Genomic DNA, 20,055 nt, shown 5'->3' on the forward strand with positions numbered 1-20,055 from the left:
AAACACGGCGATTTCGGACATAGGATGACGGTTATGCGCAAGGTCGGTTTTCTGATTCACCCGGGCTTCTCGCCGATGGGATTCGCGGTCGCGACGGCGTTCGAGATCGCCAATCTCCAGGCGGGCGCCCCGGTCTATGCGGTGCACATGCTGTCTGAGCGCGGCGGCCCGGTGCGCACCTCGGTCGGTTTCCCGGTGATGACCGAGGCGCTCGACGCCGACGACTATGACCTGCTGCTGATCGGCGGCGGCATGGAGGAATCGAGCGCCGAGACGATCGCCTTCGTCCGCCGCGTCGCGGAACGGGCGCGCCGCGTGGCGGCGACCTGCACCGGCGCGTTCCTGTTGGCCGAGGCAGGTCTGCTCGACGGTCGCCGCGCGACGACGCACTGGGCCCGCGCCCGCGAGCTGCAGGAACGGTTCCCCGCCATCAAGGTGGAGGAAGATCGCATCTTCATCGCCGACGGCCATGTCTGGACCTCGGCGGGCATGACGGCGGGCATCGATCTGGCGATCGCGCTGATCGAGGAGGATATCGGGATCGAGGCGGCGCGCGGCGTCGCCCGCAAGCTGGTGATGTACCACCGCCGCACGGGGGGCCAGTCGCAATTCTCCGCGCTGCTGGAGCTGGAGCCCAAGTCCGATCGAATCCAGACCGCGCTCGCTTTTGCCAAGCGCAACCTCGCCCAGCGGCTGAGCGTCGAGGATCTGGCGGACGTCGCGCATCTCAGCCCGCGCCAGTTCAGCCGGGCGTTCCAGGCCGAAACCGGCCAGTCGCCCGCCAAGGCGGTGGAGCATCTGCGCCTGGAGGCGGCGCGCGCGATGATGGAGGATTCCAACCACTCGATCGACGTGGTCGCGCAACAGACCGGCTTCGGCGATCGCGACCGGATGCGCCGCGCGTTCCTGCGCGCCTTCGGCCAGCCGCCACAGGTGATCCGGCGCGCGGCGCGGCCGACGATGTCGATCGCCGCCTGAACGCCGGCGGCCGGGCATCCGGGTGCCGTCCATGGCCCGGATCTACCGGCCCCGCCCGCCGCTTGCCGATTCATACGCCGGTATCGCGACATCCCACCGCGGCACCACCATCCCGCGCGCAGGGTGCGGCATACCGGTGGATAGTTGTCTCGGACCGCCACGCGGCGGCACATTCATGGCTCCGCTTCCTTCGGGCGAACGGCCCACTTGGAGACCATGATGCGACGCACCGTCATCGCCGCGCGGCAGCGTGCCGCCCGCACCCTGCGCCAGCAGCGCGAGCGCCGGCAGCGCTGGGCATTGGTGGCGCGGATCGCGTTGCTGGGGGGCGTGGCGGCGCTGCTCGCCTGGCTGCTCTACCCGCTGTTCCGGGACGCGCTGGTGAGCGCGATCGTCAGCGGGCTGGTCCTCGCCATCTTCCTTGCGCTGGTCGCGCACAGCGGCGAGCGCGCCCTCAGGGAGACGGAATGACCACCAGGCCCTTGCCTTCGGCTTCCATCGCCGCCTGTACGGCGGGGCGCTGGTTGACCTCGGCGAGGAAGCGTTCGATGCGCGGCAGCCTGGCCACCTCGAACTCGAAATAATAGACCCAGCCGGCGATCACGAACAGATAGGCGTCGGCGGCGGTGAAGGTCTCTCCGGTCAGGTAGCGCCGCCCTTCCAGCGCCGCATCGGCGATGGCGAGACGCTTGAACAGCCGGTCCCGCGCAAAGGCCATTGCCTCGGGGGAGAGCGCCCAGCGTAGCGGGATATAGCCCTTGTGCAGCTCGGCGGCGACGAAGCTCTGCCACTCCATCACCCGGTAGCGCGCCATGCTGCCCGCTTCTGGCATCAGGTCGTACCGGCCCGAGCGATCGCAGATATACTGCGCGATCACCATGTTCTCGGTAAGGCTGGTACCGTCGTCCAGCTCGAGCAGTGGCACCATCCCGCGCGGCGCCACGCCGCGATAGTCGCTGCCGTCCGGCCGCGTCTTGGCGGTGACGTTCACTACCTCCAGCTCGAACGGCAGCCCGGTTTCACGCAGCAGGATGTGGACCGACAGCGAACTCGCGCCCGGATGGGTATAAAGCTTCACAGACTCTCCTCGGGCTGAAGCCGTCGCGCTTGTTCGAGGCTGGCGTGCAGCAACAGCAGCTGCCCGTTGGAATAGCCTGCGCGGCGGAACAGGGTGACGTCCTCGTCCGCCAGACGCGCGCCAGCGATCTGGGCGCGTGCGGCGATACGGCTCAGCACCTCGAGCCGGTCGACCGCCATTCGCCGCACCCGCGGGCCGCCGAACAGGCCGCGGAGCAGCGCGCCCAGCCGGAACAGGCCGCCGCGCGCCTCGATCCCCTCCTGCTGGCCGATCGCGATGGCGAGCCATTCGAGCGGGGTGAAGTCGCAGCGGTCGCGGCCCGGCCCGATCCCCTCGGGGGCAAGGCCCACCGCCTCGGCATAGGGGCCGGCATGACCTTCGAAGCGAAGCTGCGGACTGTGCATCATCGGGCGCCTCCTCCGGCTGCGGCTGCGGGTTGCTGGAGTTTCACGATCACCTGCTTTGCGCCGCACCGAAATCGTACGATCGGCCAAGCGGAGGCATACGGCCGTATGGCTGCGCAGGGCGGCCGGCGCAGGTAGGTTCGGCCGCGTATCAAACCAGCATTTTCGAGGGGCGCATGTTCGAGCTATCGATCAACGGCGAGGCGCACAGCGCCGACGTGACGGCGGATGTGCCGCTCCTCTGGGTGCTGCGCGACGTGCTCGGCATGACCGGCACCAAGTTCGGCTGCGGCATCGCCCAGTGCGGCGCCTGCACCGTCCATCTCGACGGCCAGCCGGTCCGCTCATGCCTGTTGCCGGTCGGCCTGGTCGGCGCGCGCAAGATCACGACGGTGGAAGGCGTGGGCCAGACCCCCGCCGGGGCTGCCGTCCAGAAGGCATGGCTGGACCTGGACGTGATCCAGTGCGGCTATTGCCAGTCCGGCCAGATCATGTCCGCCGCGGCGCTGATCGCCAGCACCCCTGCCCCCAGCGACGCCGATATCGATGCGGCGATGGCCGGGAATATCTGCCGCTGCGGCACCTATGTCCGCATCCGCGAGGGTATCAAGAAGGCCGCGGCGGAGCACCACGCATGAACGCCGCGGCCCCTACCCGCCGCCAGCTGCTGCGCGGCATGGCCGCGGGCGGCTTCGTCCTCGCGGTGGGCATCGCCGGCAGCAGGATTGCCGTCGCCGGCGACCCCGCGCATGCCGCGGCCTTCGCCCCCGACGCGTTCATCCGCATCGGCACCGACGGCACGACGACGATGATCATGCCCCAGGTCGAGATGGGCCAGGGCATCTACACCACCCTCGCAATGCTGATCGCGGAGGAGCTCGACGTCGACCTCGCCACGGTGACGCTGGCGGAGGCGCCGCCGAGCGACGCGCTGTACGGCAACCCCATCTTCAAGATCCAGGTGACCGGCGGCTCCACCTCGGTTCGCGGCTATTTCCTGCCGATGCGCAAGGCCGGCGCCGCGGCCCGCGCGATGCTGGTGCAGGCAGCCGCTGCCCGCTGGAGCGTCGATCCGGCGAGTTGCACCACCGAGAACGGCCAGATCCGGCATGCCGCCAGCGGCCGCGCGATCGGCTATGGCGAGGTCGCCAGTGCCGCCGCTCGCCTCAAGCCGCCCGCCGAGCCGGCGCTCAAGGATCCCAAGAACTTCCGCCTGATCGGCAAGCCGCACCACCGGCTGGATACTGCGCACAAGGTCGACGGCAGCCTGAAATACGGCATCGACGCGATGCCCGAAGGCGTGAAGTTCGCCACGCTCTGCGCCAGCCCGGTGCTGGGCGGCAAGGTGGCGCATGTCGACGACAGCCAGGCCAAGGCGCTACCGGGCGTCCGCCAGATCATCGTGCTGGACGACATCGTCGCGGTGGTCGGCGACCATATGTGGGCGGCCAAGCAGGGGCTCGATGCCATTGCCATCACCTGGCAGGACGGCGCCAACGCCGCAGTCTCCACCGAGACGCTGTGGCAGGGCCTGCAGGCAGCCGCCGCCCAGCCAGGCGTGCCGGTGACCAAGGGCAACGCGGTCGATCCGAACGCCACGGACGTGGTCTCCGCGCATTACGAGATCCCGCTGCTCGCCCATGCGCCGATGGAGCCGATGAACTGCACGGTGCACGTGAAGCCCGGCGCCTGCGAGCTGTGGGTCGGGACCCAGGTCAGCACCAAGGCGCAGGGGATCGCCGCGCAGGTGCTCGGCATCCCGCCCGAGGCGGTGACGCTCAACAACCACCTCATCGGCGGCGGCTTCGGTCGGCGGCTGGAAGTGGACATGGTCGAGAAGGCGGTGCGCGTCGCGCAGAAGGTCGACGGCCCGGTCAAGATCGTCTGGACCCGCGAGGAAGACATCCAGAAGGCGCCGTATCGCTCGGTATATGGCAGCTGGCTCAGCGCCAAGCTGAAGGACGGCAGGCCCGTGGGCTGGTCGCACAAGGTCGTTGGCCCGGCCGAGATCGCCCGGTTCCTCCCGCCCGCCTTTGTCGGCGGCATCGATGTCGACGCTATCGATGGCGCCGCGGAGACGCCCTATGTGCTGCCCAGCCCGGCGGTAAACTATGTCCGGCACGAACCGGTGGGCGTCCAGACCTGCTTCTGGCGCGGCGTGGGGCCGAACAATAACGTGTTCTCGACCGAGAGCTTCGTCGACCTGCTGGCCAACAAGGCTGGCAAGGATCCGCTCGACTATCGCCGCAGCCTCACCGATCCCAAGGGCCGAGCACGCCATGTTCTGGATCTCGCCGCCGAAAAGGCCGGCTGGGGGACGCCGCTGCCGGCGCGCTCGGGGCGCGGCATCTGCCTCCAATATGCGTTCGGCAGCTATCTCGCGACGGTGGCCGAAGTCGCCGTGGCCGATGACGGCACGGTGCGGGTGCAGCGCGTGGTGACCGCGGTGGATTGCGGCGTCACTGTCAATCCGGACGGCGTGATCTCGCAGATCCAGGGCGGGCATGTGTTCGGCCTCTCCGCCGTGCTCCACCAACAGATCACGCTGGAAAAGGGCCGCGTGCAGCAGAGCAACTTCCACGACTATCGCGTGCTGCGCATCGACGAGATGCCGCAGATCGAAGTCCATCTGGTCCCCAGCGCCGAGGCACCGGGCGGCATCGGTGAGCCCGGCACCGTGAGCGTCCAGCCGGCGGTAGCCAACGCCGTCTATGCAGCGACCGGCGTGCAACTGACCCGCATGCCGATCGACACTACTCTCCTCGCACGAAAGGCCTGACATGGCGATCCGCACCCGCACCATCGCCCTGCTGGTGGGCGCTGCCGTGGTGATCGGCGGCGGCGGCATTGCCGGCCGCATGCTCTTCCTCCCAGGTCCGCTTGATTTCGCGGGCGGCACCAAGGTCGCGCTGGCCGATTATAAGGGCCCCTCGCCCGTCGGCGTGCCGGCCGAGCTGGCCAATGCCAGCCTGGTCGAGAAGGGCCGCTACCTCACCGACGCGGCCGATTGCCGCGCCTGCCACACCGCCAAGGGCGGCACGCCGTTCGCCGGCGGGCGGCCGTTCAAGCTGCCCTTCGGCACGCTCTATACGCCCAACATTACGCCGGACAAAGCCACCGGCATCGGCAACTGGACCGACGCGCAGTTCCTCCGCGCGGTCCACCAGGGCATCTCGGCCGACGGCACGCGGCTCTACCCCGCCTTCCCCTATGCCTCCTACTCGCTGATGCCCGACGGGGACGTGCTGGCGATCAAGGCCTATCTCTTCTCGCTCCAGCCGGTGCGCCAGGCCAATCTGCCCAACACTTTCCACTTCCCCTACAACCAGCGCTGGTTGATGGGGATCTGGGGCTATTTCTTCAACAAGGACAAGCGCTTCGAGGCAATCGCCGAGCGCAGCCCGGAATGGAATCGCGGCGCCTACCTGGTGGAAGGACCAGCCCATTGCGGCGAGTGCCACACCCCGCGCACCCTGGCGCAGGCGATGAACACACGGGCGAAGTTCGCCGGCGGCGTGGCGGAAGGCTGGAATGCCTACAACATCACCAGCGACCGCACGACCGGCATCGGCGCGTGGAGCAAGCCGGAGATCGAGGCCTATCTTGCCACCGGCCATGCGAATGGGCGTAGCGTCGCCTCCGGTCCGATGCGCGAGGCGGTCGACCTCAGCTTCTCCAAGCTGACCAAGGGCGACATCGCCGCCATCGCCACCTATCTGCAGACCATCCCGCCGATCCACAGCGCGCGCCTGGGTGCCCCTGCCGAATTCGCCGCCGTGTCGCACGCACAGGGGCCGATTGACAATCCGATCGGCAAGCGCGTGTTCGAGCAGGCCTGCGTCAGCTGCCACGCCTGGAGCGGCAAGGGTTCGCTCACCGCCGACGCGCAGCTCACCGCCAAGAAGGCGGTCAGCGATCCCACCGCGGCCAACGTGGCGCTGATGGTGCTGCAGGGCACCGGCCCGCAAACCGCCGGCCGCCCCTATATGCCCGGGTTCGCGCACAGCTACAGCGACACCGAGATCGCCGCCGTCGCCAATTACGTGACCGCGCGCTTCGGCACGATGCCGTCGAAGATCGCGCCGAAGGATGTGGGGAAGCTGCGGGCCGAATAAGCTCGCCCCCCATACTACGGTAGGGGCCTGCGGGATTTTACGGATGGCGCCGCGTGCGGTATGTTACGATCCGTTGCTGCGCCGTGCCGCTTCGGTTCGCTCCAGCAGGAGAATGGGAATGCTGGCATTGCGAGAAGAACGCGCCGAACCCGTGTTGGCCGATAGTCAGATCTTCGTCGTCGACGACGATGCGATGATTCGCGAGGCGCTGGTCGACCTGTTCGGCTCGGTCGGCCTCCACGCCGAAGCCTTCCCCTCCACCCGCGCCTTTCTCGACGCGCCGCGCCGCGACGTGCCGAGCTGCCTCGTGCTCGACGTGCGCATGCCTGAAGAAAGTGGTCTGGATCTACAGCGCCGCATGAACGACCAAAGCGTGCGGATTCCGATCATCTTCATCACCGGCCATGCCGATGTGCCGATGTCGGTGCGCGCGATGAAGCTGGGTGCGGTGAACTTCCTACCCAAGCCGTTTCGCGACCAGGAACTGCTGGACGCAGTGGCCGAGGCGCTGCGCACCGATGCCGAGCAGCGCGCCGCCGAGGCGGGCACCGCGGAGCTGCGCAAGCTCGCCGAGCGGCTCACCCCGCGCGAGCTGGACGTCCTCAAGGCGGTCGATCGCGGGCTGCTCAACAAGCAGATCGCCTATGAGCTGGGCATCGCCGAGATCACCGTGAAGATGCACCGCAGCAGCGCCTTCCGGAAGCTCAAGGCGACCACCGTCGCCGACATGATCCAGAAGGTTCGCGCGCTCAACCTGCGCTGATCGCCCCGTCCTCGTCCGCCGCGACGAGGACGAAGCGGAACCACGCCCCGCCTTCGGGCCGGTTTCCCGCCTCCAGCCGCCCGCCCATGCCCTCGACGATCGAGCGGCAGATCTGCAGCCCCATGCCGATTCCGCCGGCCTTGGTAGTGAAGAAGGGCTGGAACAGCTTGTCGAGATGCGCCTCGGCGATGCCCGGACCGGTATCCTCCACGCGCACCTCGACCCCGTCCGCCTCCGGCTGGACCGACACGAGGATGCGGCGCACGCCACTGCTGTCGCGCAGGGCATCGGCGGCGTTGCTGACGAGATTGACGAGCACCTGCTGCAGGTTGACCCGATCGGCGAGCACCGGGGGCGTTCCCTCCGCGCAGGTCACTTCGATCGTCGCCCGCGCGGCGCGCAGCTGCCGCTCAAGCAGTTCGCGCAATTCGGACGCAAGCGCGCAGAGGTCCACAGGTTCGGCGGGCCGGTCGCCGGCGACGATCGTGTCCCGCGCGCGCGCGATGATCGCGGCGATGCGCTGGGCGGCCTGATTGATCCGGTCCAGTACCCGTGCGGCGAGTTCCGGGTTCGGCGCGTCGCCCTGCAGCGTGCGCAGACCGGTGCGTGCGTCCATCAGCAGCGAGGCGACGGGCTGGTTGAGTTCATGCGCGATCGATGCGGAATATGCGCCCAGCGTCGCTGCGCGGTTGGCCCGCGCCAGTTCGGCCTGCGCCCCGCGGCGCAGTTCCTCGATTCGCTCGCGCTCGGTGAGATCGACCAGGCTCGACAGGTGCAGCCCGTCGCCCAGCGTGCTGACCGAGAAGTATACGGGAACGCGCAGCCCGTCCTTGCCGATCAGCACGGTGTGGCCGTTCAGCGTCGTTTCGCCGGCATAGATCATCTCCAGCTGCTGGAGCTGCACCTCCGGCCCGTCCTCCGCATTCTCGGCCGGCGGCTTGGCGGCCAGTTCGGCGAGGTCGGCATAGCCCATCAGCTTGGCCAGCGCGGTGTTGACGCGGGTGGTGCGGACCAGGCTGAGGCAACGCGCGAGCTCGTCCGGATGGTCGGCAAAATAGGCGCGCAGGTCGCGCACGCCGGCGCGGCGCAGGCCCTCCAGGATCGGCAGGGTCGCGCCGAAGTCCATCTCGGCGAAGCTGATGCTGCTCAGCTCGAACAGGCTGGAGTTGCGCACCTGCTCCTTGGTCAGCGCGGCGGTGCGCTCGGCGACAAGGGTTTCGAGCGTCGCGTTCAGTTCGCGCACCTGCTCCTGCATCGTCACTTGGTCGTGTACGTCGGTATTGCTGCCGTAATAGGCGAGCACCTGTCCGTTCGCGTCCCGCACCGGCCGGGCGGAGATCAGCATCCAGCGATACTGCCCGCTTGCATGCCGCAGCCGATACATGGTGCGGATGTCCGCGCCGGCTTCAAAGCATGCCTGGGTATGCGCCAGGAAGGCAGGCGCCTCCTCGGGATAGAGATCCGGCGTCCAGTCCTGCGTGGCGATCGCGTCGGGGATGGAGCGGCCGGTCAGGTCCGCATAGGCGCGGTTGAAGAAGTCGATTTGGCCTTCCGGCCGCGAGCGCCACAGGATCTGCGGCACCGAATCCGCGAAATGCTCCATCTCCCGCCGGCTGGTCTCCAGCGCCTCGCGCACGGCCGTCAGCCGCTGGTGGCTGACCAGCAGCGCACCGGTAACCCCGATCGCGACGCAGGCGAACAGCACGCGCAAGACATTGCCGGAATCCGGCGCTGCGCCATGCACCAGGCACCAGGAGAGCAGCGCCAGTACGATACAGGCGCCTGTCGCCAGCCGGATCTCGCCCTCGCCGCCGGCCCCTGCGACCAGCATCGGGACGAGCAGGTAGAGGATGGCGATCGACGCGTCGATTTCGGCAATGGAATCGCACCAGAACACCATGGCCGCCAAAGCGACGGCGGCGGTCCGCAGCGCCACTCTGGTCCCGTTCGCGGTCATATGGCTCCTGCTCGTGGCTCGGGCGGTTGCCCACCGGGACGTTGGCACAGCCACCGCTGCGACCATCCTATACCGGGGTAGGTGCGCCGCCGCCACCTCCCGCCATACCCCCGTCTAGGACGGCGCCGCGCCCCGCCCCTGCTACACCGTTGCTCGTCCGCAACGGGCACGAATTTGGAGAGAAATCATGCACATGATGGATTGGAACGGCTATCGCGAGCAGGTACTGGCCGGCGTCGGCGGCCTGGGCAAGCTCACGCCGGACACGGTGCGCGGCTATGCGACGCTGGGTGGCGCCGGCGCGAAGACAGGGCGTCTGGACCAGAAGACGCGCGAGCTGATCGCGGTGGCCTGCGCGGTGAGCCTGCGTTGCGACGGCTGCATCACCGTGCACACCGATGCGGCGCGCAAGGCCGGTGCGACCCCGGAGGAACTGGCCGAAGCGCTCGGCGTGGCGATCAGCCTGAACGCTGGTGCGGCGCTGGTCTATTCGACGCGCGCCATGGATGCATATTCGGACCACGAATGAAGCGCCACGAGCCCCCTTCCCGCGGGAAGGGGGCTCCGCCGTTCATGCCCGGCCGGCGGCGTCCAGCTCGGCAAAGGCGTCGTCGCTCAGCCGGATACCGGCCGCGGCGACATTCTCCTCCAGATGGTGCACCTGGCCCGTCCCCGGGATCGGCAGCATCACCGGGCTGCGCTGGAGCAGCCAGGCGAGCGCGATCTGCCCCGGCGTCACGCCATGTTCGTGCGCGATCCGATCAAGCACCGAGCCCTTCTCGGTCAGCCGCCCGGCCGACAGTGGGTACCAGGGGATGAAGCCGATCCCCTCCCGCGTGCAATAATCGAGCACATCCTCGCTGCTGCGGTCGCCCAGATTGTAGCGGTTCTGCACCGTCGCCACCGGGAACACCGCGCGCGCCGCCTCGATCTCCTCGACGGTCACCTGGCTGAGGCCGGCGTGACGGATCACGCCCTCGGCCAGCAGCCGCGCGATCGCGTCGAACTGCTCGCGCACCGGCACCTTGGGATCGATGCGATGCAGCTGCCACAGGTCGATACGCTCGACCCCGAGCAGCTCGCGGCTACGATGCGCCTGCGAGACCAGATAGTCGGGATCGCCGTGCGGCGCCCACTGGTCCGGACCCGGGCGCTTGAGCCCCGCCTTGGTCGCGACGAACAGCCCGTCATAGGGATGCAGCCCTTCGCGGATCAGCGGCTCGGACACATCGGGACCATACGAGTCCGCCGTGTCAATAAAATTCACGCCCAGCTCGGCCAGGCGACGGAGCGTCGCCAGCACCGCGTCGCGGTCGCGCGGCGGGCCCCACACGCCCGGTCCGGCGATCCGCATCGCGCCATAGCCGAGGCGGACGACCTCCATGTCGCCGCCGATCGCGAAGGTGCCGGCGGCGCGCGCGTCCGGAGTACGGGAATCGGTCATGGCTCAAAAGCTCCTTGCGACATTGACGATGCGCAGCTGGGTGAAATCTTCCATGCCCTCATGCCCGTTCTGCAGGCCGAGGCCGGATTCCTTGGCGCCGCCGAACGGCACGTCATAGGGCAGCGACATGTGCCGGTTAACCCATACCGTGCCGCTCTGTATCCGCGAGGCGACCGCGATGCCGCGCGCCACGTCGCCGGTCCAGATCGATCCGCCCAGGCCGAACTCGCTGTTGTTCGCCTCGGCGATCACGTCTTCGACGGTTTCGTAGCCAAGCACCGGCAGCGCCGGGCCGAACTGCTCCTCGCGAACCAGCTTCGCGGTCAGCGGCAGGTCGCGAACGATCGTCGGTGCGATGAAATAGCCGCGGCCGAGCGCCTCGCCGCCGCTGAGGATTGTGCCCCCCTCGTCGCGGGCGCTCTGGATGAAGCCGAGCACCTTCTCGAACTGCATCTTGTTCTGCACCGGGCCGATGGTGGTGGCGGTATCGAGCCCGTCGCCCAGCACCGCCGCTCGGGCAAGTGCCGCCAGCCCCTCGCTCACCGCATCCAGCATCGCAGCCGGCGCGTAAATGCGCTTGGCGGCGTAGCAGACCTGGCCGGCGTTGATCATCGCGGCGGCGAAGATCCGGGGCAGCACCACGTCCAGATCGGCATCGTCGAGAATGATCGCGGCGTCGTTGCCGCCCAGCTCCAGCGTGAAGCGCTTCATCGTGCCGGCAGCGCTGGTCAGCACCTTCTTGCCGGTGGGCGTCGAACCGGTGAAGCTGACATGAGCAACGTCCGGATGGCTGGTGAGCAGTGGGCCGAGATCATTGGCGTCGGCCAGCGTCTGGAACACGCCCGGGGGCAGGATCGTGCTGGCGATCTCGCCGAGCAGCAGCGTGGCGAGCGGGGTGGTCGGCGCCGGCTTGGAGATGACGGTGTTGCCGGTGATCAGCGCCGGGCCGAGCTTGAACGACAGCAGCGTCATCGGCCGGTTCCACGGCGTGATCGCCACCACCACGCCCTGAGCATAGCGCTGGCCGACGATCAGCTCCGCCTCGGTATCGCGGCGAACCTCGTCCTCGAGCCGCTGGTCCGCGAAGTGGCGGATCGCGCCGGCGGCAATGCCCACCTCGCGGCGGCATTCGGCGATCGGGCCGCCGCGCTCGCGAGTCAGCACCGTGGCGAGCTCGCTTACCCGCGCATCGATCGCGTCCGCGAGCGCGTGCAGATAGGGCTTGCGGCCGTCATAGCCGAGCGCTTCCCAGCCTGGTTGGGCGGCCTTGGCAGCGGCGATCGCCTGCTCGGCCTGGGCGGCGCTGGCGCGCGGTGCCTGGGCGAACACTCCGCCGGTGGTGGGGTCGACGATGTCCAGCTGCGCATCGCCGGGCACGAGCTTGCCGTCGATCAGCAAGTGACGGGCGGCGGCTGGGTCGATATCGGACATTGTGAAGACTCCCAAAAATCGAAACGGGGAGCCCCGATCTGGTACGGCCGCCCCGCCCGCGGGTAGCCCTACGCCAGTATGCGGCGGAGACAGGAAACGGAGCATATTTGCTTTGACGCGCAGGAACCCTCCTCCGCATACCCGAGTATGGATTGCGCAGCAGCAGGAAGGGTCGAGAGGTGATCGGGTGAACTATCGGCAAGAAGGTCTTGCGCGTGAATGACGCCCCCCTCGTCTCCATCGTTGACGACGATGCCGGCGTGCGCGAGGCACTGGCCGATCTGTTCGAGAGCAGCGGCTTGCGCACGCGGGCCTTTGGCTGCGCCGGCGATTTCCTGCGCGCGGCGGTGGCCGAGAAGTGTCAGTGCATCGTCAGCGACATCCAGATGCCGGGGATGACCGGCATCGAACTCTCCCGCCACCTCCGTTCGGAAGCGGTGACCACGCCGATCATCCTGATCTCCGCCTATGCGACCGACTCCGTTCGGCGAAGCGCCGAGGCCCTCGGCGTTAGCTGCGTCCTGGCCAAGCCGTTCGACCCGACGGAGCTGCTCGGCTGTGTCGAGGCTGTACTTCCCCGGCATTGAAGGATCGGGCAGCCTTACCCCAGGATGGGTTAGCGGATACCTCCGTATACTGACGTCACGGCACGCGGCGCGGTACATAGAAGGGGTCGGGCGGCATTGCCCCCCTGCCCCCCCGCCGCCCGACAACCTCCCCCATGCAGCGCAAGCGATGGCAGCCCGGCCCGTGACGCCGCGCACGCACGAGAAGGGCTCGCAGGCGATGCCGTTCGCCTGTGGGCCTTTCAGGAAAAGGATGATCGGGAAAGGGCGGAAGGCCGCCGCATATCCGCCGCCCGGCGGCCGGTTCCGAGCAACCCGCTGCTTTCCTGCTTGGAACAGAAGGTGGGATGCGGGCTGGGGAACGTCACCGGGCGGCGAAGCGCCGGACGCGCCGGAGCGCGTTGCGAGCCCTCAGAACGAGGTGATCACCGCGCGCGCGACGGCGCCGTGCTTCAGATCCTCATAGGCCTCGTTGATCTCGGCGACGTTCACCTCGCGCGAGACCAGATCGTCGAGATTGTAGCGGCCCTGCAGGTACAGCTCGGCGAACATCGGGATGTCGTGCTTGATGTTGCTCGATCCCATGTAGACGCCGCGCAGCTCCACCTGGCGGACGATCAGGTCGAGGCCGGAAACCGCCACGTTCACGCCCGGCCGGTGCAGCCCGATCAGATAGGCGCCGCCGCCCTTGCGGACCATCGCCACCGCCTGTTCCGACGTTGGCACCAGCCCGATGATCTCGAAGGCATGGTCGACGCCGCCGGGGAATTGCGTGCGCACCGCCTCCAGCGCGTTGGTCGCGCGCGCGTCGATGAAGTCGGTCGCACCGAACTTGCGGGCGAGCGCCTCCTTCTGCGGCTGGGCATCGACGGCGATGATGTGCGCGGCGCCCGCCAGCTTGGCGCCGGCGATCGCGTTCAGCCCCACGCCGCCCGCGCCGATCACCACGACGCTGTCGCCCGGGCGGACCTGCGCGGTGTTGATCGCCGCACCGGCGCCGGTGATCACGCTGCAGCCGAGCAGCGAGGCCTGCGGGAACGGCATCGCCTTGGGCACCTTCACCAGCTGGTTCTGGTGGATCAGCGCCATCTCGGCAAAGGCAGCGGTGCCGAAGCCGGGATAGACCGGCGCGCCGTCGGCGGCGCGGGTCAGCCGCTGGCCCTGCTCGGCCGGGCGCATCGTCTCCTCGGGATGGTCGCACTGAAAGGTGCGGCCGTCGAGGCACGGAAAGCAATGGCCGCAGAACTGTACCAGCGATGCGACGACATGGTCGCCGATCGCGAACTCGGTCACGCCCGGCCCCAGCGCCTTCACCACGCCGGCCAGTTCGTGCCCCAGCACTGCGGGGAGCGGGGTGCCGTAATTGGCTTCGGCCAGATGCAGGTCCGTATGGCAAAGGCCCGCGGCCTTCACCTCGACCAGCACTTCATGGCCCTTGGGGGCGTCGATCGCGACCTGCTCGATGTCGAAGCGGCCTTCATTGGCGTTGAGGATGGCAGCCTTCATGGGCGAAGTCCTTCTCTGGAGCGGGAAATCAGAGAATTGCTTGTGCTTGGGTCCGCGCCGGGCCGCTATCAGGCGTGCGTATCCCGCCCCCTCCACCGCGGTATGCATAGGCGGTTCCGGCCACACCGAAGAGCTAACCTAAACGCACGTATGGCGCCGCCATGCCGTCCGTAGAATGGAGCGGTCGCCCGGCCTGGTGCTTATGGCTGCAAGACTTCAGGAGACCGAAGATGCGCGTGAACTATGCCCGCAATGCCGGCCGCCCCTGGGCGGTACGCATCCTGCTCGACAGCCCCCAGCCGCGCAGCCCGCGCCGCGCACAGGCGATGCCGTTCGACGAGCCCCCTGCCCCGCGTGCTGCCGCTCCTACCGGCGTATGATGGCGCGTCGGTCCCCCGCCCCTAAGCTTTGGGGAAACCGGAAGGGACCGACACCATGTTCAAGCTCGCCGCAGAAATCATCGACGCCCATGGCGGTCTGGAGCGCTGGAAGCGCCACGACCGCCTCACTGCGCACCTGACCCAGGGCGGCGTGCTCTGGCCGCTCAAGGGCCAGGGCGGCGTGCTCGACGATACCAGCGTCACCGTCAGCCTGCGCGAGATCCACGCCGGCCATGCGCCGTTCGGCACCGTCGCTGCCCGCTCGGACTATCGCCCCGACCGGGTTACGCTTCTCGACGCCGAAGGCGTGGAGATCGCCGCGCTCGACCAGCCGCGCGACAGCTTCGCCGGCCACACCCTGGAAACGCCCTGGACCCCGCCGCAGCTCGCCTATTTCGCCGGCTGCGCGATGTGGACCTATTTCAACATGCCGTTCCTGCTCGCCTGGGACGGCGTGGAGACCGAGCAGCTGGCCGACCGGGAGGAAGACGGCAACCGCTGGCGCCGCCTGCGCGTGACGCTGCCGTCCGGCATCGTCAGCCACAGCAGCGTGCAGACGCTCTACGTCACCGAGGAGGGACTGATCGCCCGCCACGACTATGACGTGGAGATCGCCGGCGGCACGCCGGGCGCGCACTATCTGACCGACTATACCGAGGTCGACGGCATCCGCCTGCCCACCCGCCGCCGCATCTACCCGCGCCAGCCCGACGGCCAGCGCGTGCCCGAGCCTCTGGTCGTGTCGATCGACATCGACCACTATGTGTTCGGCTGAGCCGATGTCGGACGTCGATACCCCGCTGCGCCCCGAGCCGCCGGTCCATGCGCGCGAGGAGCAGATCTTCCCGCGCCTCGCCGCGCCGCTGATCGCGCGGATCGCCGCCTATGGCGCGGAGGAGTCCCCGGCGTCCGACACCCTGCTGTTCGGTCGCGGCGATCGCGGGCCGGACTTCTTCGTCGTGCTGGAAGGTGCGATCGACCTGTTCGATACCGATGGCGGCTATGTCCGCAGCTATCTGCCCGGCCAGTTCAGCGGCGAGCTGCACCTTTTCAGCGGCCGCGCCTCGCTGCTCGACGGCCGCGCCGCCGCCGGCACGCGGCTGCTCCGCCTCGCCCCCGCCGCCTTTCGCCGCATGGCTTCAGCCGAGCCGGACATCGGCGAGATCGTGATGCGCGCCTTCATCCTGCGCCGCGTCGACCTGCTCGCCACCGGCTTCGGCGGCATCACGCTGGTCGGATCGGCCGAGGATCCGGAGACGCACCGGATCCGCGAGTTCCTTACCCGAAACGCCCATCCGCATCGCTTCGTCGACCTGCGCGATCCCGCCGCGCCAGACACGCTTGAGGCGGCAGAGTTGCCCGCGGTGCTGCTGCCCGAGGGCCGGGTACTTTCCAGACCCTCCTCCGCTCAACTGGCCGATCTGCTCGGCCTCAACGCGGCGGCTGGCCGCGACGAGACCTATGACTTGGTCGTGGTCGGTGCCGGCCCTGCCGGACTCGCGGCGGCGGTGTACGGCGCGTCGGAAGGCCTCTCCACCTTCGTCGTCGAGGCAGAGGCGCCCGGCGGCCAGGCGGGCACCAGCAGCCGGATCGAGAATTATCTCGGCTTCCCCACCGGCATTTCGGGCCAGGCGCTGGCCGGCCGCGCGATCACCCAGGCGCACAAGTTCGGCGCGGTGCTGCGCGTGTCGCGCCGGGCCGAGCATCTCGATTGCAGCGCCCGCCCCTTTCGCATCGCGCTGGAGGGCGGCGAGACGGTGTCCGCCCGCGCCGTCGTCATCGCCACCGGTGCGCGCTATCGCCGGCTCGACCTGCCGGGCTATGCCGCGCTCGAGGGCCGGGGCATCTATTACGCCGCCACGCCGATGGAAGCGCAGCTCTGCGCGGGGGCCGAAGTGGTGGTGGTCGGCGGCGGCAACTCGGCCGGCCAAGCGGCGATGTTCCTGTCGCGCAGCTGCGCCAAGGTCCACATCCTGGTGCGCGGCCCCGGCCTCGCCGCGACCATGTCCGACTATCTCGTCCAGCGCATCGCCAATAGCGCCAACGTCCAGCTCCACCCCTATTGCGAGGTGACCGCAGTCGAAGGCGACGAATTCCTGACCCGCCTCAGCTGGCGCGACCGCGCAAGCGACGCCACCGAAACCCGCGACGTGCGCGGCCTGTTCGTGATGATCGGCGCCGCGCCCAACACCGAATGGGTGGCGGACTGCCTCACCCTCGATCCCGCCGGCTTCGTGCCCACCGGCCTCGATGCCGGGGGGCGCCCCCTCACCTCGCCCTATGCCACCACCATCGACGGCGTGTTCGCAGTGGGCGATGTGCGGGCGGGATCGGTCAAGCGCGTCGCCTCCGGCGTGGGGGAAGGCGCAGCGGTGGTCTCCGCCGTCCACCGCCACCTCGCAGGCTGAGCAACCCCATGTACCTTGCCCCGCCCTGATGATAGCAGGGCGGCGGTCGCGCTGCATCCGGCAGGGCGAAGGTCGGGGAATATACGTGCAGCGAGTGCCAGCGCAATTGCTGGATCTATCAAGCGAGAGCATGATCTCCACCACCGCGGGCGCGGCGATCACCAGCTGGAATCTCGCCGCCACCACGCTCTATGGCTGGCATCCGCAGGAAGCGCTGGGCCAGCCGCTGCCGGATCTGCTCGGCCCCTATCCGGAGGGTGCGATCTCGGAACTGCGCGGGCGCGGCCTGTGGCAGGGCCGTGTCGAGCGGCGCCGCCGCGACGGCACCACCACCACCGTTCATGTCCGGCTCGCCAGCTGCACCGATGCCGAGGATGCGTGGATGGAGGTTTCCACCCCCGTCGATCCCGCCCACCCCGCCGAAGTGGCGCTGGCGGCGAGCGAATATCGCTATCGCAACCTGTTCGGCGCAGTTGCCGCCTCCTTCTGGGAGATGGATTTCAGCGGGGTCGGCGCGTTGCTGCGCAGTCTGCGCGAACAGGGCGTGACCGACATCGCCGGGCATCTCCGCGTCACCCCGGCGCTGGTCCGCCAGATGATGCGCGCGACGCGGATCGTCGATACCAACGATCGCTCGATCGAGATGTTCGGCCCCGGCACCAAGCGCGACCTGATCACCACCCCGCTGGACCGCTACTGGCCCGAGACGAGCACCGGCGACTTCCTCGAGAGCGTACTCTCCGCGATCGGCGGCAAGCCGCGCCATGTCGCCGAGACCCGGATGCGCGCGCTCGACGGCCGCGAGTTCGACGCGCTGTTCACCGTCTCCTTCCTCCCCGGCACGGTTGGCAACGGCACGCTGCTGGTGGGCTTCACCGACATCACCGATCGCGTGCAGGCCACCCGCCAGCGCGACGAAGCGAGCATGCGGCGCAAGATGCTGCTCGACGTGCCGACCATCGCGGTGTCGGAGCTCGCCGCGCCCGATACGCGGGCGCTGTTCACCCGCCTGCGTGCCGAGGGCGTCACCGACATGCACGCCTATATCGACCGGCATCCGGAGCTGGTCGACCAGCTCGCGGCGAACCTGCGCTTCACCGCGGTCAACGAAGCGGCGGTGCGCCTGTACGGCGCTCGATCGGCCGACGAACTGATCGGCCGCTCGCTCACGGGGCTGATGCAGCCCGGATGCGAGGTACTGCGCCGTTCGATCGAAGGCTCCTATGTCCGCGAGCCGGTGTTCCAGGCCGAGGTACGGATGTTCCGGCTCGACGGCACGCCGTTCGACACGCTGTTCTGCCGCGTCTCCAATCCCGATCCGACCAGCCCCGAAGTGCTGGTCGCGCAGATCGACATCAGCGAGCAGGTGAAGGCGCGCGACGAGATCGAACGGATGCGCCAGCAGGCGTCGCATGCCTCGCGCATTGCGCTGCTCGGCCAGCTCTCCGCCTCGATCGTGCACGAGATCAGCCAGCCGGTCACCGCCATCGCCATGCACGCCGCCGCCGCAGAGCGGCTGGCGAAGGCACCCGAGCCGCAGCTGGAAAAGCTCGGCAAGATCACCGGCCAGATCGGCCAGAACGCGCTGCGCGTCGGCGAGATCATCCAGCGCATCCGCGCGCTCGCCGCCAATCGCGAGATACCGATGGTGCCGCTGTCGCTTGCCGATGTCGTCGCCGAGACGCGGCTGCTGCTCCGCCAGGAGCTCGGGGAGCAGGGCGTGCTGGTCACGATGACGCGTGATGCGGACCTGCCCCAGGTGTGCGGCGACCGCATCCAGCTGCAGCAGCTGCTCGCCAACCTGATGGTCAACGCGATCCAGGCGATGGACGCCGTGCCTTTCGGCGAACGCCGCATCGACCTGACGCTGCGTAGCCGCGACGGCATGGTGTCTGCCGAGGTGGCAGATAGCGGCCCCGGTCTCGCCGCCGACTTCCGGACCGATCCCTTCCAGTCCTTTCGCACCACCAAGGCCAACGGCCTGGGCATCGGCCTCACCATCTGCCGCTCGATTGCCGAGGCGCATGGCGGCAAGATGGAGGTGCGCGATCGCACCGAAGGCACCGGTGCAGCCTTCACCCTGATCCTTCCGGCGGTGGGCTCGGCGGACTGACTTCAAACCCATACCGGCGTTCATATCGTCGGCGCGGGCGTGCATATCCAAGCTGTGCGGCAAGGAGACTTGCCATGCACACCCATGCCACTGCCCCGACCCAGTTCATCGACGCCGCCGGCGTCCGCTACGCCTATCGCCGCTTCGGCACCCCCTCGGCCGTGCCGATCGTGCTGCTGCAGCACTTCACCGGCGGGCTCGACCATTGGGACCCCGCCTTCACCGACGGCGTCGCTGCCAGCCGTGAGGTGATCCTGGTCGACAACGCCGGCGTCGGTGCCTCGACCGGTGAGACGCCGCAGGCGATCGAGGGCATGGCCGATTGCATCCGCGACTTCGTCGATGCGCTGGGCCTTACCCAGTTCGACCTGCTAGGCTTCTCGATGGGCGGCATGGTCGCCCAGGCCTATGCCAAGCAGCATGCCGACCGCATCCGCCGGCTCGTGCTGGTGGGCACCTCGCCGCGCGGCGGCGATCCCACGCCGTTCGGCGCCGAGGTGGCGCAGCGTGCCCGCGGCAATGCCGGCGAAGGGGAAATGGCCTGGCTGTTCTTCGGCCATTCGGATGCCGGCCGCGCGGCGGCGGCCCGCTATTGGCAGCGCCGCCATGCCCGCACCGAGGATCGCGATCCACCCAGCGAAATGCCGACCATCCTGGCGCAGGTCGCCGCCGGCCGCGACTGGCTGTCGCCGCACGGTGAACGCTTCGCCGATCTCGCGCGGATCACCGTCCCGACGCTGGTCGCCAACGGCCACACCGACGTGATGCTGCCGACGATCAACTCCTTCTACCTCCAGCAGCATCTGCCGAACGCGCAGCTGATCCTGTTCCCGGATTCCGGGCACGCGCCGCACTTCCAGTATCCGGAGCAGTTCGTCGCGCATCTGGATCTCTTCCTCGCCTGACCCGTAC

General features: G+C 68.8%; 19 protein-coding genes. 13 read left to right on the top strand and 6 right to left on the bottom strand.

From position 1 onward, the window contains the following. Nucleotides 1–33: 33 nt before the first annotated feature. Both ABIC35_RS07875 and ABIC35_RS07880 read left to right on the top strand, forming a co-directional pair. Nucleotides 34–978, top strand: coding sequence for a GlxA family transcriptional regulator (locus tag ABIC35_RS07875; protein WP_121075570.1), 945 nt, complete (start codon nucleotides 34–36; stop codon nucleotides 976–978). 219 nt (nucleotides 979–1,197) lie between these two features. Next, nucleotides 1,198–1,449, top strand: coding sequence for a hypothetical protein (locus ABIC35_RS07880; RefSeq protein ID WP_147425847.1), 252 nt, complete (start codon nucleotides 1,198–1,200; stop codon nucleotides 1,447–1,449). On the opposite strand, the gene ABIC35_RS07885 is transcribed toward ABIC35_RS07880, so the two are convergent. Together ABIC35_RS07885 and ABIC35_RS07890 are read right to left on the bottom strand one after the other, a co-directional pair. Further along, nucleotides 1,433–2,056 carry a glutathione binding-like protein gene (locus ABIC35_RS07885; RefSeq protein WP_121075564.1) on the bottom strand — a complete coding sequence of 208 codons (624 nt, stop codon included), beginning with the start codon at nucleotides 2,054–2,056 and terminating at the stop codon, nucleotides 1,433–1,435. The two genes, ABIC35_RS07880 and ABIC35_RS07885, sit on opposite strands and share 17 nt — an antisense overlap. Further along, nucleotides 2,053–2,463, bottom strand: a complete 411-nt coding sequence (locus tag ABIC35_RS07890) for a hypothetical protein (RefSeq protein ID WP_121075559.1) — start codon at nucleotides 2,461–2,463, stop codon at nucleotides 2,053–2,055. The genes ABIC35_RS07885 and ABIC35_RS07890 overlap by 4 nt, the downstream gene beginning before the upstream one ends. Nucleotides 2,464–2,636: 173 nt before the next feature. Here ABIC35_RS07890 and ABIC35_RS07895 point away from each other — a divergent pair, with 173 nt between their 5' ends. The 4 genes from ABIC35_RS07895 (at nucleotide 2,637) to ABIC35_RS07910 (ending at nucleotide 7,338) form a co-directional block, all read left to right on the top strand. Next, on the top strand, nucleotides 2,637–3,098 hold the full coding sequence (locus tag ABIC35_RS07895; RefSeq protein WP_121075555.1) for a (2Fe-2S)-binding protein: 462 nt from the start codon (nucleotides 2,637–2,639) through the stop codon (nucleotides 3,096–3,098). Further along, nucleotides 3,095–5,239, top strand: coding sequence for a xanthine dehydrogenase family protein molybdopterin-binding subunit (locus tag ABIC35_RS07900; protein WP_121075553.1), 2,145 nt, complete (start codon nucleotides 3,095–3,097; stop codon nucleotides 5,237–5,239). The genes ABIC35_RS07895 and ABIC35_RS07900 overlap by 4 nt, the downstream gene beginning before the upstream one ends. Nucleotide 5,240: 1 nt before the next feature. Continuing rightward, a complete protein-coding gene (locus ABIC35_RS07905) occupies nucleotides 5,241–6,575 on the top strand; it encodes a c-type cytochrome (protein WP_121075550.1) in 1,335 nt (444 codons plus the stop codon). 118 nt (nucleotides 6,576–6,693) lie between these two features. Continuing rightward, complete coding sequence (locus tag ABIC35_RS07910) at nucleotides 6,694–7,338, top strand: response regulator transcription factor (RefSeq protein WP_121075547.1); 645 nt, start codon at nucleotides 6,694–6,696, stop codon at nucleotides 7,336–7,338. On the opposite strand, the gene ABIC35_RS07915 is transcribed toward ABIC35_RS07910, so the two are convergent. Further along, nucleotides 7,325–9,295, bottom strand: coding sequence for a sensor histidine kinase (locus tag ABIC35_RS07915; protein WP_183049349.1), 1,971 nt, complete (start codon nucleotides 9,293–9,295; stop codon nucleotides 7,325–7,327). The two genes, ABIC35_RS07910 and ABIC35_RS07915, sit on opposite strands and share 14 nt — an antisense overlap. A gap of 187 nt (nucleotides 9,296–9,482) precedes the next feature. Here ABIC35_RS07915 and ABIC35_RS07920 point away from each other — a divergent pair, with 187 nt between their 5' ends. Then, nucleotides 9,483–9,824, top strand: a complete 342-nt coding sequence (locus ABIC35_RS07920) for a carboxymuconolactone decarboxylase family protein (protein ID WP_354278392.1) — start codon at nucleotides 9,483–9,485, stop codon at nucleotides 9,822–9,824. Between the two features lie 42 nt (nucleotides 9,825–9,866). Here ABIC35_RS07920 and ABIC35_RS07925 read toward each other — a convergent pair whose 3' ends face one another. Further along, a complete protein-coding gene (locus ABIC35_RS07925) occupies nucleotides 9,867–10,739 on the bottom strand; it encodes an aldo/keto reductase (RefSeq protein WP_121075541.1) in 873 nt (290 codons plus the stop codon). A 3-nt stretch (nucleotides 10,740–10,742) separates the two neighbouring features. After that, nucleotides 10,743–12,170, bottom strand: a complete 1,428-nt coding sequence (locus ABIC35_RS07930) for an aldehyde dehydrogenase family protein (protein ID WP_121075538.1) — start codon at nucleotides 12,168–12,170, stop codon at nucleotides 10,743–10,745. 215 nt (nucleotides 12,171–12,385) lie between these two features. On the opposite strand from ABIC35_RS07930, the gene ABIC35_RS07935 reads away from it, so the two are divergent. After that, nucleotides 12,386–12,757 carry a response regulator transcription factor gene (locus tag ABIC35_RS07935; protein ID WP_183049348.1) on the top strand — a complete coding sequence of 124 codons (372 nt, stop codon included), beginning with the start codon at nucleotides 12,386–12,388 and terminating at the stop codon, nucleotides 12,755–12,757. A 390-nt stretch (nucleotides 12,758–13,147) separates the two neighbouring features. On the opposite strand, the gene ABIC35_RS07940 is transcribed toward ABIC35_RS07935, so the two are convergent. Further along, nucleotides 13,148–14,242 carry a Zn-dependent alcohol dehydrogenase gene (locus ABIC35_RS07940; protein ID WP_121075532.1) on the bottom strand — a complete coding sequence of 365 codons (1,095 nt, stop codon included), beginning with the start codon at nucleotides 14,240–14,242 and terminating at the stop codon, nucleotides 13,148–13,150. 230 nt (nucleotides 14,243–14,472) lie between these two features. Here ABIC35_RS07940 and ABIC35_RS07945 point away from each other — a divergent pair, with 230 nt between their 5' ends. The 5 genes from ABIC35_RS07945 (at nucleotide 14,473) to ABIC35_RS07965 (ending at nucleotide 20,048) form a co-directional block, all read left to right on the top strand. After that, nucleotides 14,473–14,622, top strand: a complete 150-nt coding sequence (locus tag ABIC35_RS07945) for a hypothetical protein (RefSeq protein ID WP_183049347.1) — start codon at nucleotides 14,473–14,475, stop codon at nucleotides 14,620–14,622. A gap of 55 nt (nucleotides 14,623–14,677) precedes the next feature. After that, nucleotides 14,678–15,397, top strand: coding sequence for a hypothetical protein (locus ABIC35_RS07950; RefSeq protein ID WP_121075529.1), 720 nt, complete (start codon nucleotides 14,678–14,680; stop codon nucleotides 15,395–15,397). 4 nt (nucleotides 15,398–15,401) lie between these two features. Continuing rightward, nucleotides 15,402–17,030: an FAD-dependent oxidoreductase gene (locus tag ABIC35_RS07955; RefSeq protein WP_121075526.1), complete on the top strand. Its 1,629-nt coding sequence runs from the start codon at nucleotides 15,402–15,404 to the stop codon at nucleotides 17,028–17,030. Nucleotides 17,031–17,058: 28 nt separating this feature from the next. Further along, on the top strand, nucleotides 17,059–19,143 hold the full coding sequence (locus tag ABIC35_RS07960) for a PAS domain-containing sensor histidine kinase (RefSeq protein ID WP_354278393.1): 2,085 nt from the start codon (nucleotides 17,059–17,061) through the stop codon (nucleotides 19,141–19,143). Between the two features lie 74 nt (nucleotides 19,144–19,217). Further along, a complete protein-coding gene (locus ABIC35_RS07965; protein WP_121075520.1) occupies nucleotides 19,218–20,048 on the top strand; it encodes an alpha/beta fold hydrolase in 831 nt (276 codons plus the stop codon). Nucleotides 20,049–20,055: the final 7 nt, after the last annotated feature.

Source organism: Sphingomonas trueperi, assembly GCF_040545965.1.
Classification (GTDB): domain Bacteria; phylum Pseudomonadota; class Alphaproteobacteria; order Sphingomonadales; family Sphingomonadaceae; genus Sphingomonas; species Sphingomonas trueperi_C.

Coding starts and splice junctions, on each gene's coding strand:
- ABIC35_RS07920 (WP_354278392.1), top strand. CDS start 9,483: ATGCACATGATGGATTGGAACGGCTATCGCGAGCAGGTACTGGCCGGC.
- ABIC35_RS07940 (WP_121075532.1), bottom strand. CDS start 14,242: ATGAAGGCTGCCATCCTCAACGCCAATGAAGGCCGCTTCGACATCGAG.
- ABIC35_RS07880 (WP_147425847.1), top strand. CDS start 1,198: ATGCGACGCACCGTCATCGCCGCGCGGCAGCGTGCCGCCCGCACCCTG.
- ABIC35_RS07945 (WP_183049347.1), top strand. CDS start 14,473: ATGCGCGTGAACTATGCCCGCAATGCCGGCCGCCCCTGGGCGGTACGC.
- ABIC35_RS07915 (WP_183049349.1), bottom strand. CDS start 9,295: ATGACCGCGAACGGGACCAGAGTGGCGCTGCGGACCGCCGCCGTCGCT.
- ABIC35_RS07905 (WP_121075550.1), top strand. CDS start 5,241: ATGGCGATCCGCACCCGCACCATCGCCCTGCTGGTGGGCGCTGCCGTG.
- ABIC35_RS07930 (WP_121075538.1), bottom strand. CDS start 12,170: ATGTCCGATATCGACCCAGCCGCCGCCCGTCACTTGCTGATCGACGGC.
- ABIC35_RS07950 (WP_121075529.1), top strand. CDS start 14,678: ATGTTCAAGCTCGCCGCAGAAATCATCGACGCCCATGGCGGTCTGGAG.
- ABIC35_RS07965 (WP_121075520.1), top strand. CDS start 19,218: ATGCACACCCATGCCACTGCCCCGACCCAGTTCATCGACGCCGCCGGC.
- ABIC35_RS07910 (WP_121075547.1), top strand. CDS start 6,694: ATGCTGGCATTGCGAGAAGAACGCGCCGAACCCGTGTTGGCCGATAGT.
- ABIC35_RS07875 (WP_121075570.1), top strand. CDS start 34: ATGCGCAAGGTCGGTTTTCTGATTCACCCGGGCTTCTCGCCGATGGGA.
- ABIC35_RS07960 (WP_354278393.1), top strand. CDS start 17,059: ATGATAGCAGGGCGGCGGTCGCGCTGCATCCGGCAGGGCGAAGGTCGG.
- ABIC35_RS07890 (WP_121075559.1), bottom strand. CDS start 2,463: ATGATGCACAGTCCGCAGCTTCGCTTCGAAGGTCATGCCGGCCCCTAT.
- ABIC35_RS07925 (WP_121075541.1), bottom strand. CDS start 10,739: ATGACCGATTCCCGTACTCCGGACGCGCGCGCCGCCGGCACCTTCGCG.
- ABIC35_RS07900 (WP_121075553.1), top strand. CDS start 3,095: ATGAACGCCGCGGCCCCTACCCGCCGCCAGCTGCTGCGCGGCATGGCC.
- ABIC35_RS07895 (WP_121075555.1), top strand. CDS start 2,637: ATGTTCGAGCTATCGATCAACGGCGAGGCGCACAGCGCCGACGTGACG.
- ABIC35_RS07955 (WP_121075526.1), top strand. CDS start 15,402: ATGTCGGACGTCGATACCCCGCTGCGCCCCGAGCCGCCGGTCCATGCG.